Annotated in this window: 14 protein-coding genes; 5 read left to right on the forward strand and 9 right to left on the reverse strand. The window is 45.7% G+C overall.

All coding sequences use genetic code 11. The annotated features are described in order from the left end of the window. Positions 1–13 precede the first annotated feature (13 nt). The 5 genes from D2910_RS04485 (at position 14) to D2910_RS04505 (ending at position 5,621) form a co-directional block, all read left to right on the forward strand. Entirely contained in the window at positions 14–1,120 is a 1,107-nt protein-coding gene (locus tag D2910_RS04485; protein WP_117312509.1) for an ABC transporter ATP-binding protein, read from the forward strand. Then, the gene (locus D2910_RS04490) at positions 1,110–1,928 is read left to right on the forward strand and encodes an ABC transporter permease (protein WP_084244867.1); all 819 of its coding nucleotides are present in this window, start codon (positions 1,110–1,112) and stop codon (positions 1,926–1,928) included. Before D2910_RS04485 ends, D2910_RS04490 begins: the two co-directional genes overlap by 11 nt. After that, on the forward strand, positions 1,912–2,718 hold the full coding sequence (locus D2910_RS04495; RefSeq protein WP_084244865.1) for an ABC transporter permease: 807 nt from the start codon (positions 1,912–1,914) through the stop codon (positions 2,716–2,718). The genes D2910_RS04490 and D2910_RS04495 overlap by 17 nt, the downstream gene beginning before the upstream one ends. A 2-nt stretch (positions 2,719–2,720) precedes the next feature. Beyond that, on the forward strand, positions 2,721–3,797 hold the full coding sequence (locus D2910_RS04500; protein WP_117312510.1) for an ABC transporter substrate-binding protein: 1,077 nt from the start codon (positions 2,721–2,723) through the stop codon (positions 3,795–3,797). 597 nt (positions 3,798–4,394) lie between these two features. After that, positions 4,395–5,621: an MFS transporter gene (locus D2910_RS04505; protein WP_117312511.1), complete on the forward strand. Its 1,227-nt coding sequence runs from the start codon at positions 4,395–4,397 to the stop codon at positions 5,619–5,621. Positions 5,622–5,759: 138 nt separating this feature from the next. Here D2910_RS04505 and D2910_RS04510 read toward each other — a convergent pair whose 3' ends face one another. The 9 genes from D2910_RS04510 to D2910_RS04550 form a co-directional block, all read right to left on the reverse strand. After that, positions 5,760–6,431, reverse strand: a complete 672-nt coding sequence (locus tag D2910_RS04510; RefSeq protein WP_101801495.1) for a 5'-methylthioadenosine/S-adenosylhomocysteine nucleosidase family protein — start codon at positions 6,429–6,431, stop codon at positions 5,760–5,762. A 99-nt stretch (positions 6,432–6,530) separates the two neighbouring features. Continuing rightward, positions 6,531–9,113, reverse strand: coding sequence for a VWA domain-containing protein (locus tag D2910_RS04515; RefSeq protein WP_117312512.1), 2,583 nt, complete (start codon positions 9,111–9,113; stop codon positions 6,531–6,533). Next, a complete protein-coding gene (locus D2910_RS04520) occupies positions 9,094–10,827 on the reverse strand; it encodes a vWA domain-containing protein (RefSeq protein ID WP_117312513.1) in 1,734 nt (577 codons plus the stop codon). Before D2910_RS04520 ends, D2910_RS04515 begins: the two co-directional genes overlap by 20 nt. Positions 10,828–10,838: 11 nt before the next feature. Continuing rightward, positions 10,839–11,699: a DUF58 domain-containing protein gene (locus tag D2910_RS04525; protein ID WP_117312514.1), complete on the reverse strand. Its 861-nt coding sequence runs from the start codon at positions 11,697–11,699 to the stop codon at positions 10,839–10,841. Further along, on the reverse strand, positions 11,696–12,688 hold the full coding sequence (locus D2910_RS04530) for an AAA family ATPase (RefSeq protein ID WP_117312515.1): 993 nt from the start codon (positions 12,686–12,688) through the stop codon (positions 11,696–11,698). The genes D2910_RS04525 and D2910_RS04530 overlap by 4 nt, the downstream gene beginning before the upstream one ends. A gap of 18 nt (positions 12,689–12,706) precedes the next feature. Then, complete coding sequence (locus D2910_RS04535) at positions 12,707–14,137, reverse strand: hypothetical protein (protein ID WP_117312516.1); 1,431 nt, start codon at positions 14,135–14,137, stop codon at positions 12,707–12,709. 12 nt (positions 14,138–14,149) lie between these two features. Next, complete coding sequence (locus D2910_RS04540; RefSeq protein ID WP_084244847.1) at positions 14,150–14,989, reverse strand: ABC transporter permease; 840 nt, start codon at positions 14,987–14,989, stop codon at positions 14,150–14,152. Beyond that, on the reverse strand, positions 14,986–15,921 hold the full coding sequence (locus tag D2910_RS04545) for an ABC transporter ATP-binding protein (protein WP_084244845.1): 936 nt from the start codon (positions 15,919–15,921) through the stop codon (positions 14,986–14,988). Before D2910_RS04545 ends, D2910_RS04540 begins: the two co-directional genes overlap by 4 nt. Next, positions 15,918–18,281 carry a hypothetical protein gene (locus D2910_RS04550; RefSeq protein ID WP_117312517.1) on the reverse strand — a complete coding sequence of 788 codons (2,364 nt, stop codon included), beginning with the start codon at positions 18,279–18,281 and terminating at the stop codon, positions 15,918–15,920. Before D2910_RS04550 ends, D2910_RS04545 begins: the two co-directional genes overlap by 4 nt. Positions 18,282–18,353: the final 72 nt, after the last annotated feature.

Raw genomic sequence — 18,353 nt, forward strand, 5'->3', positions numbered from 1 at the left:
AGGAGGTAATTAAATGTCCGGAGATTCTATCATCCGCTTTGAAAATGTTACACAAACATATGAAGGTGCAGGCAATGTACTGAGTAATGTCAGCTTTGAGCTGCAGCGAGGAAAATTCTACACGCTGCTTGGCCCGTCAGGATGCGGCAAGACGACTATCCTGCGCCTGATCGCCGGATTCATCAAACCGTCTAAAGGTGATATTTATATCGAAGGTGAAATCGTCAATGACTTCCCCGCCAATGAACGGCAAGTGAATACAGTATTCCAGGATTATGCCCTCTTTCCCCATTTGAATGTTTTTGAAAATGTGGCTTTCGGGCTCCGCATTAAAAAATTGAAAAAAGCGGAAATCGAACAGCGCGTTCTTGAAGCTCTTGAGTTCGTTAATTTGCACGGTTACGAAAAACGCAATATCGATGAAATGTCAGGCGGCCAGCGACAGCGCGTTGCAATTGCACGCGCCATCGTCAATGATCCGGAAGTCATCCTTCTTGATGAGCCGTTGTCTGCCCTGGATTTGAAACTGCGGACAGAAATGCAGTACGAACTCCGCGAATTGCAGCAGCGACTCGGAAAGACATTCGTGTTTGTCACCCATGACCAGGAAGAAGCGCTTGCGATGTCTGACGAGATTTTTGTCATGAATGCCGGAGAAATCCAGCAAAGCGGGACCCCAATGGATATTTACGACGAGCCCATCAATCGTTTTGTGGCGGATTTCATCGGAGAATCGAATATCGTCGATGCCATCATGATCGATGATTACCGTGTCCGATTTGCCAACCAGGAGTTCGAATGTGTCGATAAAGGCTTGAATAAAAATGAGAAAGTCGAGATTGTCATACGCCCAGAAGACTTGCATATCACCCGCCTTGATAGAGGAAAAATTACAGTGACAGTGGACAGCCAGCTATTCCGTGGTGTCCATTATGAAATCGCCACTATTGATGAAGTGGGCAATGAATGGCTGGTACACTCCACTAAGAAAGTGGAAGTCGGATCTAAAATCGGTCTTGACTTCGAACCCGAAGCCATCCATGTCATGCGCCTGAATGAATCTGAAGAGGCTTTCGATGCCCGACTCGAAGCATATGGAGCAGCAGGCTATGAAAAATAACCGGACTAATCCTTTCTATCTGATTCCGTATTATTTATGGATTGTACTTTTTGTCATTGCGCCGATTGCGCTTGTCCTGTATTTCTCATTTTTCGATATTGCCGGCAACCTGACACTCGATAATTATAAAAACTTCTTTTCTTCCGTCTATCTTCGACTGACTTTAAGTTCATTCTGGTACGCTTTCCTGATTACGCTGATTTCCCTTTTGGTGGCATATCCGACGGCTTATTGGCTGACTAAGACCAAACATAAACAATTATGGCTGCTGTTGATCATCATCCCTTCATGGATCAACCTGCTATTGAAGGCTTACGCATTCATCGGGATCTTCGGCTTATATGGCCCTGCCAATAATCTATTGGCATCAATCGGCTCTGAACGGCTGCAGATACTGTTTACTGATTTCAGTTTCATCTTTGTCTCTGTTTATATTTTCATACCGTTCATGGTGCTGCCGATATTCAATTCACTCGATCGCATCAATCCGGCGTTGATCGATGCATCCCGGGACCTCGGCGCCTCATCCTGGACGACTTTTACGCGCGTCATCTTTCCGCTGGCCATCAATGGCGTTAAAGCGGGCATCCAGGTTGTATTCATCCCTGCGCTGTCGCTGTTTGTCATCACAAGGCTTATCGCAGGCAATAAAGTCATTACACTCGGAACAGCGATCGAACAGCAATTCCTCGTAACCCAAAACTGGGGCATGGGCTCGACCATAGCTGTTTTCCTGATACTGTTCATGATTATCATCATGATGGTCACTGGTGAAAAAGGAGGTACGCTCAATGGAAAAATTAAGTAAGACAGCACGAATCTATTTATCCATTGTCTTTATCATCCTTTATGCGCCAATTTTTTACCTGATTTTCTATTCATTCAACAGCGGCGGCACGATGTCGAGTTTCGAAGGTTTTACGCTGGAACATTACGCTGCCGTATTCAACGATACACGCCTTATTGTCATCGTGCTGAACACAGTGATTGTCGCATTGCTTTCTGCATTGATATCAACCGCCATCGGCGTTTTGGGTGCTATCGGCATCGTCTTTATCCGCAACCGCAAAATGCGCAATGCCGTTTTATCATTAAATACTATTCTGATTGTCAGTCCTGACGTCATCATCGGTGCTTCATTCCTGATTCTGTTCACGATGATCGGCATCAAGCTCGGTTTTGCATCCGTCCTGATTTCCCATATCGCATTCAGTATTCCCATAGTCGTCATCATGGTGCTGCCGAAGCTGATGGAAATGAGTGATTCACTGATTGATGCAGCGACTGATCTCGGTGCTTCGAAACGGGATATTCTGACACGCGTCATTCTGCCGTATATCAAACCCGGCATATTCGCAGGTTTCTTTTTGGCGCTGACCTATTCACTGGATGATTTTGCCGTCACATTTTTTGTAACCGGAAACGGATTTGCCACATTATCCGTTGAAATCTATTCGATGGCCCGGGCTGGCATCACACTGACCATCAATGCGCTTTCCGCTTTGATTTTCCTTGTGACCCTTGGCCTTGTCCTCGGTTATTACTTCTTTAATAATCGGACCCGGCTGACCATCCGACCACCAGGAGGAGGCAACTGACCATGAAAGATCTCATACGCGCAAGTCTGGCGATCATCGTCATTTCCGGTGTTTTGATGTACATTGTTTCATTGCTTGAAGACACTTCTTCCGCCGGAGGCGGCGGTACCATCAACGTCTATAACTGGGGAGAATATATCGATCCTGAACTCGTAAGCCAATTTGAAGAAGAAACCGGCATCACCGTCATTTACGAAACATTCGACTCGAATGAAGCGATGATGACCAAAATCGAACAAGGCGGCACCACTTATGACGTGGCCATGCCTTCTGAATATGCAATCGAGAAGATGAAAGAATCGGATTTGCTCCACCCGATCGACTTGAACAAGATAACGAATCTCGAAAATATCGACCCCTATTTCTTAGATCTGCCATTTGATCCAGGCAATGAATATTCCATCCCTTATTTCTGGGGAACGGTTGGCATCGCCTTCAACCCATCCCTGCTCGACGGACAGACATTCGAGAGCTGGGACGACCTTTGGGATCCAACGCTTGAACAGGAAGTGATCCTGGTGGATTCAGCCCGTGAAGTCATCGGTATGGGCTTGAACAGTCTCGGCTATTCACTGAACTCGACCGATATGGACGAATTACGTGAAGCCACTGACAAGCTGAAAACTTTGGGACCGAACGTAAAAGCGATCATCGGCGATGAAATAGTCGAGATGATGCGTCGGGAAGAAGCCGCTGTCGCGCTCACTTGGTCTGGTCAGGCTGCTGACATGATGTGGATCAATGAAAACATCGATTATTCGGTTCCTGAAGAAGGATCAAATCTGTGGTTCGATAACATGATCATCCCGAAAACCGCCGACAATGTCGACGGTGCACATGAATTCATCAACTTCATGCTGGATGCAGAAGTCGCTGCGCAAAACGCAGATTATGTCGGCTATTCCACACCGAATCAGGCAGCTTTGGAGTTGATGGATCCTGAAGTTACAGGGGATGAACGCTTCTATCCGACAGAAGAGATGCGTGAACGGCTGGAAGTATATGAAAACCTTGGACTTGAAATGCTCGGTGTATATAATGAATTGTTTTTAGAGTTTAAAATGGATATGGAAAAATGATTGACAATGAGCCGGGTAAAAGATTTTTTGCCCGGCTCATTTTTTTATTGAATTTGATCAGCACTGCATCGCTGCGCTGGCTTCGTCGCAAATGACACCGGCAAAAATGCTTTTTGCCTGCTGATTGTTTTAACTTTATCTAAGCGAATAAAAATTCTTTAACTCTTACTTATCCTCAACCCCTTGCTCCTGCATCGCTGCGCTAGCTTCGTCGCAAATGACACCGGCAAAAATGCTTTTTGCCTGCTGATTGTTTTAACTTTATCTAAGCGAATAAAAATTCTTTAACTCTTACTTATCCTCAACCCCTTGCTCCTGCATCGCTGCGCTAGCTTCGTCGCAAATGACACCGGCAAAAATGCTTTTTGCCTGCTGATTGTTTTAACTTTATCTAAGCGAATAAAAATTCTTTAACTCTTACTTATCCTCAACCCCTTGCTCCTGCATCGCTGCGCTGGCTTCGTCGCAAATGACACCGGCAAAAATGCTTTTTGCCGGTGTCATTCCCTGTTATTTTCTATAGAAATGGGGTATAGTAACAAAGTTAATAAAACGACATTTAGCCACACGAAGTAATAAATGAAAGAAGGACGCCCTATGGCAGTAAAATCAAATAAATTCGCATTATATATCCTCATGTTCAATATGTTCATCGCCATGAGCGGCATCGGTCTGATCATTCCGATCATGCCGGCTTATCTGGATACGTTCGGAGTCGCCGGCCAGGTGCTAGGGACATTAATCGCCACTTTCGCCTTTGCGCAATTCTTATTCTCTCCCCTTTCCGGCCAATTGTCCGATAAATATGGAAGAAAAAAATTAATCATTTTTGGCCTTGTCGTTTTTGGCATGTCACAGCTTGTTTTCGGTTTGGCCACCGAACTGTGGGTGCTGTATCTGGCCAGATTCTTCAGCGGTCTGGGAGCGGCTTTCCTGATTCCTCCGATGATGGCCTTTGTCGCTGACATAACAACTTACGAAGAACGTGGCAAAGGGATGGGGCTGCTCGGTGCATCCATGTCACTCGGCTTCATGATCGGGCCCGGTTTCGGTGGTTTCCTGGCAGAAGTCAGCCTGCAATTCCCATTCTATATTGCAGCACTTGTCGCTACATTAGCGGCTATCATGTCCTATATTGCATTGCCGGATGTCGCACCGACCATCCAGCAGGCAGAGAATAAAAAGGAGAACCTATGGCAGCAGATGAAGCGTTCAGTTTATATGCCTTATTTCGTCATGCTGCTTGTCATGTTCATCTTTGCATTCGGTTTATCGAATTTCCAGTCGACTATCGCATTATATGTTGATAAGGAACACGGCTTTACACCAAAAGAAATTTCAATCCTCATTACAGTCGGCGGTTTTGTCGGCGTCATCATCCAGACATTTGTAATTGACCGCCTGTTCAAACGCTATGGTGAAATGAATGTAATTCTGGTTAACCTGCTCGTTTCGGCAGCTGCCATGATCGGCATCCTATTCGTCAATACATTCTGGACCATCCTGCTCGTTTCAGCTGTATTCTTCACTGCTGCTTCGCTGCTCCGTCCGGCGATCAATACGCTGATCTCCAAACTGGCCGGTGACCAGCAAGGGTACGCTGCGGGGATGAACAATGCCTATATGAGTCTCGGCAATATGATCGGTCCCGCTTTAGCTGGTATCCTGTTCGATATCAATATGATCTATCCTTATATAGTAGGAACCGCCATCCTGCTGATCTGCTTCTTCATCGCTTCCAGCTGGTCTTCCAAAAAGCAGCAGCTGCTTCAGGAAACACGCTCAGTCGCACCTGCAGGTAAAGGTGAAATTCAAAAAGGTTAACCGTTCAATTACACTGCTTTAGTTATTCACATGCTGAAACATATAAAAAGACCGACTTTCAATCAGTCGGTCTTTTTGCTTTTTATTATTCTCTTTTGTTCTTCCAACTTTTACATCACGAGATCAGTTTGAACTCCATCAGATAAATCTTTTTAGGTATCCATCATAAATCTTGCGCATGACTTTTGGTGTGTTCTCCAGGTAAACACTGATTTGTTCCATGTTCGATTCAACTTTGTCTCCGTTTCTTTCATCTGTCGGAAAATCGGATATCCCTTTGATGATGATGCACTCAATATTATTTTTCCTGCAGATATAAGCAATGGCGCCCGCTTCTGTATCAGCAATGGTAATATCGTTTTCTTTCAGCTCTAGATAATCCTTCCACATCACAACTGCTTTATCGGCGGTGGCAATTGTTCCAGTATGAAAATCATTACCGTATTCAGTTAAAGTGATATCGACTATGAATGATGGTTTGATAAGCGGCTCAATCTCTTTTACTGTACAGTCATATTGAACTGCCCGATTGGGGACGAAAATATCTAAATTGCTGAACTGGTCATCTATTCCGGCACATGTCCCGGCAACAATCACTTTAGTTAATTTAAATTCAGAAATCATATACTGTGTACCACCGACACCGTTTACTTTTCTTATCCCGCTGCTATAGAAAACCAGTTCAGCGTCATTAATCGTCCTCATAAAATACTCACCATAAGGATAGCCGAAACGTTCGTTTTCTTTTACGTTAAAGTATTCCAATGTCGCTTCAAATTCCCAATTTGTCGCAATACATATCCCTATCATCGTCTTATCACCCTAATGAATAAATTTGTCATTCACAGTAGTACTCGAGCTATTGCAGGAAATTATTCAATCCACACCGAATAAATTCCTGCCAATTATTTATTTGCTGTTCCGTTGCTTGGCTTTCAATAACTGCTCAATGCCGTCATTGGCATTGGAATCTGATTGTATTGGCGCTTTTTTAGGCAGCGCCGGCATTCTCAATCCGAACCGGCGAATTGTGATATCCGCGAAAAACAGCAGCATGGCTAAAAGAATCAGCGGCAGTGTAATGGATTGCATGGATGAGCTGCTATAAGGAATATCCCTGAAAGCATCATCCAAAGATTCCAGGACCTGACCGCCGCTTCTTTCCGCAATTGCGGATAATAGCTCCACATCCGCCGGTTCACTGCGGTACTCCTCACCATAAGGAATGGTAAGGCCGCTCCGGTAAGCCGCTCCGGTTTCATTGGAAACACTGAAAAATACGAGCCCTGGTTCCTCTTCCATATGGACATCGATTACGCCTGGCGCCACCGGCTCTGTCTGAACTTCAATTTCTTCACCTGTTTCGTCGATGACAGCAACATTTAGAATAGCCGAGGATTGGCTCGGATCTTCTATGGTGTATACTCCTTGCTCTTTACGGGTGATGGCAAATGGGGCTTCGTCAAACGACGGCAGAATCCTGGATATGCTGCGGTTCCAAAATGCCGGCCAATTGCCCCATTTTTGAAATTCGCCGCTCCATGCTCCACTGCCGGAAGTGAATGCCAGCGCTTTTCCAAGACCATAATTCCATTCCGCCAGAATAGGATCCCCTTGTTCACTTTCCGCTGCAACTCTGGCCGTATCTTTGGCAGTAGTCGCTATATAGCTGTTCATCTGTGGAATTCCTTCAGCGAATAAAGGGCTCCATGCGCTGTCATAAATCAAAGGATAAAAAGGTTCATCCACAATGTAAGTGCGAGACATCATAATGGTCTCACGCGACAGGATTGCCGGAATCGTTGACGCATCGGTAACATCGTAGAACCGTCCACTGCCGCTGTCTGCCAATGACTCAAGCAAAGCCCTGTCCGCATCCTGTCCGACAGCGACAGTCGAAAGGGTGATGTTATTGTCTGAGCCTTCATCAATCAGACTGTAATAATCATTTTGAGTAGCTGATTGGCCGTCCGTCAACAGAATAATATGCTTTCGCTGAAGATCCAATTCTTCCAACTGACCATATGCTTCAGCCAGCGAAGAATAAATTTCCGTTCCGCCGCCAGGGGCTACTGTGAGAATGTCATCTATCGCCTGCTGGCGGTCATCCAGTTTTTGTGTCGGAACGATTTCCCATGGTTTATCATCAAAGGCGATGACTCCGACCACATCATCTTCCCTCAATAACTCTACTGAACGGGCAGCGGCTTCCTTCGCTAATTCCATCTTTTGGCCGGCCATACTGCCGGAGCGGTCCATCACGATCACCAAGCCAAGTGATGGCAGCTCATGCTTCCCTTTCACTTCCATTTCAACCGGCAGAAGTTCTTCAATCGGTGTTTTGAAATAACCGCCGAGCCCGAAACTCCGGTCGCCTCCGACCATCATGAAGCCCATGCCGAACTCTTTGACTGCCTGCTCGATGACGGCCATAGTCTGTTCCCCGACCTCGGTGCCGGACACATTGTCAAAAATTATCGCGTCATAAGCCAGAATCGAAGACAAGTTTTGCGGCAGTCCGGCAGGTGATGTTTCCACTAAATTCAAATTTTCAGCATCCAATAAACCCGTCACCGGACTTGTGCCTTCATTGCTGACAATCAATATTTCCGGCGGCCCTTCCACTTCTGTGAGACTCGTCAATCGATTGTTCTGAAGAAATCCGTCTCCACCTATTTCAATTGCCGCTTCGAATTTCAGCAGCCCTTCACTTTGTACCGCATATTTATGTGACAGGATATTTCTGCCTTCTTCTAAAGTCACTGGTATCCGTTCTATTTCCACATCGTTGGCGGACAGGATCAGTTCCCCTTCGCTCTGTTGGTCTGCTTCGCTTATCATGCTGAAATCCAGCTCTTCTCCAAGAAATGCCTGGGCAGGTGTGGTGAATTCCGTTAACGCCGCTTCATTGCCTGCAGGCGGTTCTATCGGAAGGACATCGACTGTCACCCGTTCACCATTGATGCGATCAATACTTTCAAGTGCGGATGACCGGGTTTCATTGCCATCACTTAACAGGACAAGTCTTGTAGCCCTATCGATATCTCCGGTGTTTGCCGCCAGTTCCAGTGCCTGCGCAATATTGGTATGCTCCGCTCTATTGGCCGTCATTTCAGCAGGGAGCCCGTCTGGATCAGATGATAAAGGCATCAATGATTGAAAATCTTCAGCGAAAGTGAATACGCCGGCAGATTGATCAATACCTTTACCAGCCAATGCCCGATTCAGCTGTTCTTCTATTCCATTTTCAGCCTGTGACATTGATGAGGAGCGATCCCATAGAAAGAGGATCTGCTCATCTTCGATAGGCTGATGAATAACCGGTGATGCTAAAGCGGTTACCAATAAAAATACACTGAGCAATCTGAGTATGAACGATGTTCGGAAAAGTGTATTGGCATTCCGATAATGCTTCCATCCTGTCAATAATAAATAAAGCGCTGCAGGAGCGAGCAATAACAGCCAGAAAGGTTCATCCAAACGAAGTTCCACGGCGGTACACCTCCCATTCCACCAGCATCAACATCAAAATCAACAAAAGAATCACGGGAATCAGTGAAAGCTGCGTTATATTTTCCGATTCCACCGGTGTTCCAGCTGTAAAGTTCTGTCCAGCTGCCAGGTTTTTTTCTTCATTATTTAATTGTACGATGAAATTTTTGGTTTCATCACCGCTGACTGCACGGTAAATTCCAGGTTCTCCAGGTGCCTGAAAACTGCCTTCCCCTTCGATGTATGAAGACTGATATTCGTCCCCTTTAAAAATTTCCCATTCGCCCGATGGAGAAGCCAAGGCAATTGCCCGCTGTTCTTTAGGCGAGAACGTGCCGATATAATTTTCACTGCCAGACAATTCATCGACTGCACTCCAAAGAAATAGAGGGAATGACGGACTCAACGGCCAATCTGTCGCTTGTATATCCGCGAGAACGATGATATCCCCTTCAGGCGACAGTTGTATGAACGGTTCCCCGCCTACCGTCGCCACTGTTTCGAAGCCATCAAATCCCGGATAGATTTGGGAGACGAAAACATCTTCCATTGGCGCATACGCAAATAAAGGATGATCGACAGTTTCGACAGATCCCGTGGCTTCCACAGGTGATTCATCATCCCTGCCAATCAATAAAACAGGTACTGGCTCTTCAACCAGATCGCTTTGATTTGTCACAAGAGGACTTTCTGTGAAACTGGTCAATTGATCTGTTGCAGCAGTATTTACTTGAATACCAAGCGAATCCAGTCCTCTCGCGACGAGTCCGTGCAGCCTATTATCGATGATAACGGTACCTGTTGGCCTATTGATATAAGCAAATGCTTCGTTATCCAATATGTATTCATCATTTACATCCAGTGCAGCCTGCCAAATTTCCATTTTCGGTAAATTTTCAAAAGGGATTAATTGCTCTTCACCCGGCGCCAGCTCAATATCTGCAATTTCTTTAAACTCATCTCCGGCCAACTCAAGTCTGCCTGTTACCGTTTCGGCACTATCATTGAATAACTGGACAATGGCACGGTCAGTTGTTTCGCCTTCGGCCACTCCGAATTGGAGTATCGAGATATTGGAGGGTTTTTCATTATTCGCATGAACAACATAAGCCGCTCCGGTTTTATTGGAAAGGATGGTCCTGTCTAAAGAGTCTGTGAAGATATGGATTACTGCTGAATCATCATTTGCAAGTGTTTCAGCAAATAACAGCGTTTTCTCCAGTTCAGGTGACTCGTAACCGAGCTCTATTGCATTGATGACCCTATTCAGCCGCACTGCCGATTGTTCCATACTGGCAAGAATTTCCGGCGTGGTTCCCGCATTGATGATGGTCACCGGTTTGCCTTCCGCCTTTTCAGCCATTTCTTTCATCAGCTCTTTTTGTGATTCCAGCTGACTGGGTGTACCTGCCAGCATGGATGCAGATGTATCGATGACGAAGATGAATTCCCCTCCTTCGAGACTGTCCGACTCGAAATAAGGATTAAGCAGAGCAAATACAAGCAGTAAAAGAGCTGCAAGCTGCAGATAAAAAAGGGCATGATGCTGCAATTTTTTCAGATAAGGCGATGCCTGCATCTCCTTCATCACTTGCTGCCAATATAATATAGAAGAAACTTGCTGGTCTCTGTATTTTTTTCGGTACAGATAGTAGACGATAAGAGCAATGGGCATTACAAGCGTCCAGACCATTCCCCAGTTTGATATTCCCATTCCCCTTCACCTCACCTGATCCATTTTTGTTTAAGCAATTGGTGTGAAAAAACGTGCTGGATTCCATCTTCGATATGCACCGGCATATACTGAATTCCATATCTGCGGCATAAAGCCTGCAAGCCATCCAGGTGTTCCACCCTTTTTCGGTTGTAATCATTTATCGTTTGCGCTGACATTGACACATTGAAAGCATCTGAACTTTCATCATCGATCAAGCGCAAATCTCCTTGGAATAAAGGCTGTCGTTCCTGTTCATCGGATAGATGAAGAAAACGGATATCTTTTGAATATTTAGCGGCTCTGCTGAAAAACCGCTGCCACTCTTCCAGCGGTTCGAGGGCATCCGATAAAATGAATAATACTGTGGAATCTTTCGATTGGTTTAAATCCGCGATTTCTGCAAATCTTTTTTCATTCGCTTCAGGCAAGGTGGCAATAAAGTGATTGAATAATTTTTGTGCGGACTTCCCTTTCCTTCTAAGCGGTGGGTGCTCTCCCTGGCCAATTGAAAAAGTGAGCTTGTCATCGTTCAACAGCACGATGGATCCCAGCGAAAAAGCGAGCTGTTTAACAAACAGCCATTTGCTTTTCATCGATTTGGAACCGTCAACCATGATATGTACCCGCATTTCCTGTTCATCCAGGAACCGCTTTATGTAGACCTTTTCTGTCCTGGCATAGACGTTCCAGTCAATATGGCGGACGTCATCGCCTGGATGGTATTCCCTGAAATCGGAAAAATCCATTGATGAACCGAATCGCCGTGATCGGCTTGAACCTTTATGATGTCCTCTTATTTTTGATTTGGTGGCAATCGAATGCCGGCCGAGACGCGACACCCAGTGCTCAGGCAATTGAAGGAAATTCATCGGTTTCGTCCTCGCCCTGCAGCGTCCAGCACCTGCTCGATCAAAAGATCAATGTCCGCCCCTTCAACTTCACCTTCATAATTAAGCAATAGCCTGTGCCTCAAAACCGGTTTTGCGACATATTTCAAATCCCCGATCGAAACGTGGTAGCGTCCTTCTGTCAGCGCGCGTGCTTTTGCAGTCCTGATTAAACTTTGGAGCCCTCGGGGACCGCTGCCATATTGCACAAAACGGATAATATCTTCGATTTCAGTCTGCAGCGGATCTGTACTCTGAATAATATCCACAGCAACCATCAGAATGTCATCAGCGATCAGAACTTCTTTGGCAAGCTGCTGGGCGGCGATCAACTCTTCGGCATCCATCTGTTTCCTCAATAGGATTTGTTCCGTGCCCGTGGTTCGCCGCACAATCTGTGCCAGCTCTTCACGTGACGGCGACGGAATTTTAATTTTGCATAGGAAACGGTCCATCTGTGCTTCCGGAAGCGGATATGTGCCTTCCATCTCTATCGGGTTCTGGGTAGCCAGCACAAAAAACGGCCGCGCCATACTTTTGGTGTCTCCAAGAACAGTGACAGTTTTTTCCCCCATCGCCTCCAGCAACGCACTTTGTGTTTTCGGTGTAGTTCGGTTAATTTCGTCAGCAAGCACCATCTGACTGAATATCGGCCCTTCACGGAAAGTGAATTGCTGCTTGCCAGCCGCATCTCTTTCTATCAAGCTGGTTCCGGTAATATCAGATGGCATCAAATCCGGCGTGAACTGGATTCTTGAAAAGGAAAGGTCCAGCACTTCCGCTATTGTGCGGATGAGCATCGTCTTGCCCAGACCCGGCAATCCCTCCAGCAATGCGTGGCCATCGGAAAGAATCGCGTAAAGCGAAAACTCGACCGCTTCTTCTTGGCCGACGATAAAGCGGCCGATTTCTTTTCTGACCTGTTGAAGTTTCAAGCTCATTTCCGTAAATTGTTCCGCTGTCACTGTCATCATCATCCCTGCTTTCGATTATTCACCGTCAATCGATGAAAAATATTGTTCAATTATATTTTGAAGATCCGGAGGAAGTTTCATGCGATTAGCGCTTGAAAAATAGGAATAGCTGTAAGATCCCACCACTTCCTTATACGGACGGACAGTTCCGCGCTCAGCATCCACAGCTCCTTCTTCGAAGGAACCTGTTTCACCTTCCGATAGTTCCCCATTGTCGACGGTTGTTTCACCACTTCCGCCAATTCTTGAAGGGATGCTCAGCATTTCCCTGCTGCCCTGGCCAGTTCCAGCTCCAGCACCCGGATTCGATCCTTCGCCGGCACCGCTGCCTTGACCCTGTCCTGCGCCAGATCCTTCTTCACCATCTCCTGAAGAATTTTCACTGCCTTCACTGCCCTGACTGGAACCTTCGCCTTCTGCTTCACTGCCACCGCCTTGTTGTCCGGCAGTGTCTCCTTCGCTTGAATCTCCCGCATTTTCACCTCCGGCCCCTTCAGCTTGTTCCCCGTCCGTTTCGCCGCCTGATGCAGCATCTTCGCTTCCGGCTTCACCATTTGCGCCATCCGCATCTGATCCGGAGCTTTCTTCCGGCTCTCCTGAAAGATTGTTCGCGGCTATTGATTGCTGAAGATCAAACGCTACAGGTTTTCCCATTTCGCTTAGAGCTGTTTGTGTATTTCCAGCTTGCTGAGCCAATTGCTGAGAAGCATCTCCAAGTTCTTCAGCTTCTTCTGTGGCCTGCTTGGTGCCTTCGCGCTCTTTCTCCCGCTGTTTCAAAGCTAATTCTTTTTGTTTTTTCACTAATTCACGCAAAGCTTGTTCCGGTGTTTCACTTTCGTTTAACTTTTTCTCCAGAGATTCAAGGTCCTGCTTAAGCTCTGGTGAATCAGCCAATTCTTTTTGCTTCTCGACCTTTTCAATCATTACTTCCACCAACTCCTGCTCGCGCTCAAGATCTTTTGCTTCGAGTTGTGCAGAAGCAGGGAATAATCCTGAAATCACTATCAAAATCAACAGACTGAAAATGGCCAAAAGCCATTTAGGTGAAAACCATTCATCTTTCTTCTCTTTAAATAACCGATAACTTAGATGGATATCCTTTTCGGTGCGTTTCGCCAAGTCTCCGGCCAAATGATTGCCAATAGGCAGTTGGCTCAAAGTCAGCAATTGGTTATGCGGAGTGAATTGATCCAATTCACTGATCGCCTGCTGACGACGCGGAATTTTAGATATAGTGGCCAGCACCACTGTAAGCATTGTGAGGGCCGCTGCAATATATGCATAAAATTCATAATAAGGAAAAACGGACAGCCGTGAAACGACCATGATCAATAACGCAGAAGCCAGACCTAAGCACAAAGCAATCTGCAGGATTCTTATCAGATATTGCAGTTTCAGTCGTCGGTTTGCCTTTTTGATGAACAAAGTGATTTTTTGGCTGTCCATAATGCATCCTCCTTATCTGTATTTATTCATATTCACCCGCAATTTAGTTACTGACAGCCATATCGCCCCTACAAAAATCAGCGTGTAGAAAATCGAATAACTGACCCATAAAGGCAACGGAATTCCCGTCATTTGAGCAATTTCATCGCTGAACCCAGGTTCCAGCAAAGTCAGCAGAACCACCCCCGGGTTGATGCATGCCCAGAAATAACTGAGCGGAGAAGCACCAGTCCCCATCGTTGCTGACGAAAGGGAAACCGATAGAATCAGAAAAAATCCCGTTACCGCTGTCAGGAAAATCATCGTACCATAAGTCGAAATCATTGAGACAATCGTTCTGCGCAGCAATGTTGAATACATGACACCCAAAGCGCCGATGACCAATAATGTCAAAAAGTAGAATAGAAAAATGCTTGCTATCTGGCTTGGTGCCACGCCTCCATATAAAAACACCATACTATAGATAGGCAGCCCTGACACAAGAAGCAGCAGCAAAAATGCAATCGATGACAGCAGCTTGCCGAATATGATTTGAAAGCTGCTTTGTGCAGTCGTCAGCAGGATATTCAAAGTTTGTTTTTCACGTTCGCTGCTGACTGTTCCAGCGGTAAGACCCGGCGTAATGAAAAGTATCAGCCCCAACTGGATATAACTCAGCATGCTGAACAGCATAAAACTTTCTTCAGGACGGAAAAAGCCGCTGCCTGAAATTGAACTGGTCAGGTTTATAAAACCAAAGACAAAAATCCCCATAATCAGTAGATAAAAGAAAAGACCCGTAAAACTCTTTATATTCCGGAATCGTAATTTAATTTCCTTTACCAGGACTGGATTGGCCAGGAGCTCCTTCATAGGGTTTCAGCTCCCTTCGTAATTTCCATGAATACATCTTCCAGATCTGTTTCTTCTTCTGAAAATGCGAGTATGGGCAAACCTGCAGACATCGCTTTCCGCAGCAAGTCCAATTGGTCATGTTCTGTCCCTTTATACAGGAACTGCAGAATGCCCCTGTCCTGAATTTCGGTGATTTGCGAAACCAACGGGTCATTTTCAAAAAATCGGATCGCTTCAATATAATCTCCTGTCAATTTCACGCTTATGACTTTTTCACTTTGCAGTTTTTCCTGAATACTTTGAACGGAACCGTGAGCAATCAGTTCACCTGAATCGATGACGCCCAAAGTATCGCACATCTCAGCCAGTTCAGGCAGGATGTGGGAAGAAATCAGGATCGTTTTGCCCATCGCTTTCAACTCTCTTAGAATCTCCCTCATTTCGACTCTTGCTCTGGGATCCAAACCCGATGCCGGTTCATCAAGTATCAAAACCTTTGGATCATGAATCAAAGCCCTGGCAAGGCAAAGCCTCTGTTTCATCCCCCTCGATAACAAATCCACATAATCATTGCGCTTACTGGATAAATTGACCAATTCAAGCAATTTCGGAATCAATACGGCTCTTTGCGCAGCGTCCAAGCCATAGCTCGCCCCATAAAAATCCAGGTATTCTTCTGTCTTAAGCTGATCATAAACTCCAAAGAAATCCGGCATATAGCCGATTTGCTTCCGTACTTCATGAGGATGGAGTGAAATATTGATGCCATTGATCCAAGCTTCTCCGGAAGTAGGCTGCAGCAGGGTCGCCAAGATTGAAAAAGTTGTGGATTTCCCTGCGCCATTGGCGCCTACAAAACCGAACACTGTTCCTTCTTCGATTGACAGATTCAAATCTTTCAGCGCATAGAAGGAGCCATATTTCTTAGTCAATCCCTTTATTTCGATCATTGGCCGATCACTCCTTCCAGTTCAATTTTCGGTACAGTGATTTCCGAGTAACCGGTCAGCTCATTTTTGATGATCCGTATTTCTATGTTTCCATCAGCTGAAATATAATCACCGCTGTTTTCTGATAAATCATTGGCACCTGCAGCTAAAGATTCATATTCTCCGGTATCTGTCCGTAAAATCGAAAATTCCACATCTGTCGCACTTGATTGCGTTTCGAAACGAGACCATTCAGCATCCTGTTCGGCTAAAGCATCCGGCAACTTGTATAAAACCCGATATTCCCCGGGTTCCAAGCCATAAAAATGAGGATTATCCGGATATTTTTCGACATGTCCCATTGTGTTTTGAGGCTGAACGTCAATTCGGAAATTATCAGAACTGATTGCAACTTCGCCATCAAAATTCATTTTCGGTTCAAAACTCTGCGCAAGCAGATGGACCGCAGATATGTTCGCCTCCTGATCTTCCAAGCTCACGGGGGCAATTGCCGTGTCAGCATAAGCGATTAAATATGGTGTAGAAGCGTCTTTGCCAAAATGCTCGTATGACATCGCCAAAGCACTCTGTTTCCTCGCTTCGATCAATTCTTCTCCGCTTCCGGAGATGTTTTGCGGCATCTGATATTGGGCTATCGGTGAAATGGGCTGCAGTAATTCTGACTGGACGGTTTCAGCAATCTGCTTTTCTTCATCAGGATTGAAATCACCTAATGAGATCAGTCTCGTGCCTGTCCAGACCGCTGCATCTTTAACAGAGAAAGGGAATGAATTTTTTATCGTGCCAGTCAGATTTCCGTTTTCCATTGCCAATTGGATATCGAACTGACCGCTTCCGCTTATATAGGATTCCCCTAATACTGATGCCACCGACCAATATCGCATATCTCTTACCGTCAAGGTGGAGTCGGCCGCCCCATTTTCCAAAATCGCATTTTGATGGGTGTTGGCCGATGAAAATTGGTCACCGGTTGTAGCAGTCATTGTCGTATTGGCGGGTGCGGTGAATCGGTAATCTCCGCTGCGGTTCGATAATAAAGTGCTCATGTAATATCCATTCAGACCGCCATCGCCATCCACTTCAAAAAATCCGGTTTGCTGGATTTGCGGATTTGCGATTCTGTCTTTGGCGCCTGCTGCAAAAATTCCTATTGACGCAAGAACAGCGATCACCGGGATTGCCAGCCAAGCATATTCCCTTTTGTCTTTTTTAATAAGAAAGATATATAGTACTGGAACAACGATTATGATATACAAAAGAATAATCAGGAACATCGCCGTTTTTGATACAGCGAAACTTTCAAATAACTCATTAACCATTCCGATTTCATAAGACATTCTTTCTTTGATCGACTGATCCTGCTGAATTGCAGTTGAATTCTGGCCAGCGTCAACTAAATTCACCAGTACCCCTTCATATCCATCCTGGGAGACGACTGGCTCATCACCCAGTGAAAATGCGGTTTGAATAATTGCTCCTGCCCCTACATCTTTTTTAACTGCCAGGATCTGCCCATCATCCTCAAGCAACACACGGGCATCCTCGTCGACTTCGGCCTGATAAACCGGAATGGGATTCTCGAATCCTGAAACGGTCGCCTCTTCTGACGAATTGAGCTGCATTGGTAGCAGTTCAGTTAAGTTGCCTGCAGCAGCCGTTAAATTGCTGTCAGCGCCTACAAGGATTTCTCCTCCCTGCTCGAGCCACACCATAACGGCTTGCTGCGTTTCTGCGGAAAGATCACTATACGGAAATTCATCAATGATTAAATAATCCAAGGTGTCCCAGGCAAGCGGGTCAGAAGGCAGAGTATTTTCACCATCCGAGTTAAAATGGAATACTTGGGCATCCGCACCGTTCACCGGTAAATATTCACCTATACCGCGCAACCGGTCAGCGTTTTCAGTCAATGTTGCGACAAATGGGATCTCCGGCATGAAATAATTGGGACGCAAGGACTTACTTCCTTGAAAATCGATTGCGTCTCCTTTTTCCCAGCCGCCTTCATAAACATAGATAGTTTGATTTGTCACTCCGCCGGAATAACTGTTGTCCATCATACCCGGCAGCGACAGGCTGAATGTTTTGGTTTCCCCCGCCGCTAAATCCAGGGGCACGGTTAATCCTGCTCCAATGTTATAGCTTTCGGAATAATCAATGACAAGGTCTCCTGAAAACGCCGTGCCGTTATTGGAAGCTGTTATCTGCAACGGGACGCCCCTGTTGTATTTAACTTTATTTTCGAATCCTGCTTCCGCATCAATCGTAATATCAGCTTCGGCCGATGCGAGCGTCGGATAAGCGCTGAACAGCAACCATGCAGATAAAATCATGAATGAAATTGATATTGGTTTTTTCATTCCGTCCCCCCTTTTCTCTCTATTAATTAGTACGCATCAACTGTAAAATAGTTCCTTAGTCTGGAAAAAGAA

Origin of the sequence: Planomicrobium okeanokoites (assembly GCF_003428875.1) — a bacterium.
In the GTDB taxonomy this organism is placed as follows: domain Bacteria; phylum Bacillota; class Bacilli; order Bacillales_A; family Planococcaceae; genus Planococcus; species Planococcus okeanokoites.

Excerpts from the sequence above, each read along its gene's own strand:
- D2910_RS04485 (WP_117312509.1), top strand. The coding sequence starts at position 14 with ATGTCCGGAGATTCTATCATCCGCTTTGAAAATGTTACACAAACATAT.
- D2910_RS04490 (WP_084244867.1), top strand. The coding sequence starts at position 1,110 with ATGAAAAATAACCGGACTAATCCTTTCTATCTGATTCCGTATTATTTA.
- D2910_RS04495 (WP_084244865.1), top strand. The coding sequence starts at position 1,912 with ATGGAAAAATTAAGTAAGACAGCACGAATCTATTTATCCATTGTCTTT.
- D2910_RS04500 (WP_117312510.1), top strand. The coding sequence starts at position 2,721 with ATGAAAGATCTCATACGCGCAAGTCTGGCGATCATCGTCATTTCCGGT.
- D2910_RS04505 (WP_117312511.1), top strand. The coding sequence starts at position 4,395 with ATGGCAGTAAAATCAAATAAATTCGCATTATATATCCTCATGTTCAAT.
- D2910_RS04510 (WP_101801495.1), bottom strand. The coding sequence starts at position 6,431 with ATGATAGGGATATGTATTGCGACAAATTGGGAATTTGAAGCGACATTG.
- D2910_RS04520 (WP_117312513.1), bottom strand. The coding sequence starts at position 10,827 with ATGGGAATATCAAACTGGGGAATGGTCTGGACGCTTGTAATGCCCATT.
- D2910_RS04525 (WP_117312514.1), bottom strand. The coding sequence starts at position 11,699 with ATGAATTTCCTTCAATTGCCTGAGCACTGGGTGTCGCGTCTCGGCCGG.
- D2910_RS04530 (WP_117312515.1), bottom strand. The coding sequence starts at position 12,688 with ATGACAGTGACAGCGGAACAATTTACGGAAATGAGCTTGAAACTTCAA.
- D2910_RS04535 (WP_117312516.1), bottom strand. The coding sequence starts at position 14,137 with ATGGACAGCCAAAAAATCACTTTGTTCATCAAAAAGGCAAACCGACGA.
- D2910_RS04540 (WP_084244847.1), bottom strand. The coding sequence starts at position 14,989 with ATGAAGGAGCTCCTGGCCAATCCAGTCCTGGTAAAGGAAATTAAATTA.
- D2910_RS04545 (WP_084244845.1), bottom strand. The coding sequence starts at position 15,921 with ATGATCGAAATAAAGGGATTGACTAAGAAATATGGCTCCTTCTATGCG.
- D2910_RS04550 (WP_117312517.1), bottom strand. The coding sequence starts at position 18,281 with ATGAAAAAACCAATATCAATTTCATTCATGATTTTATCTGCATGGTTG.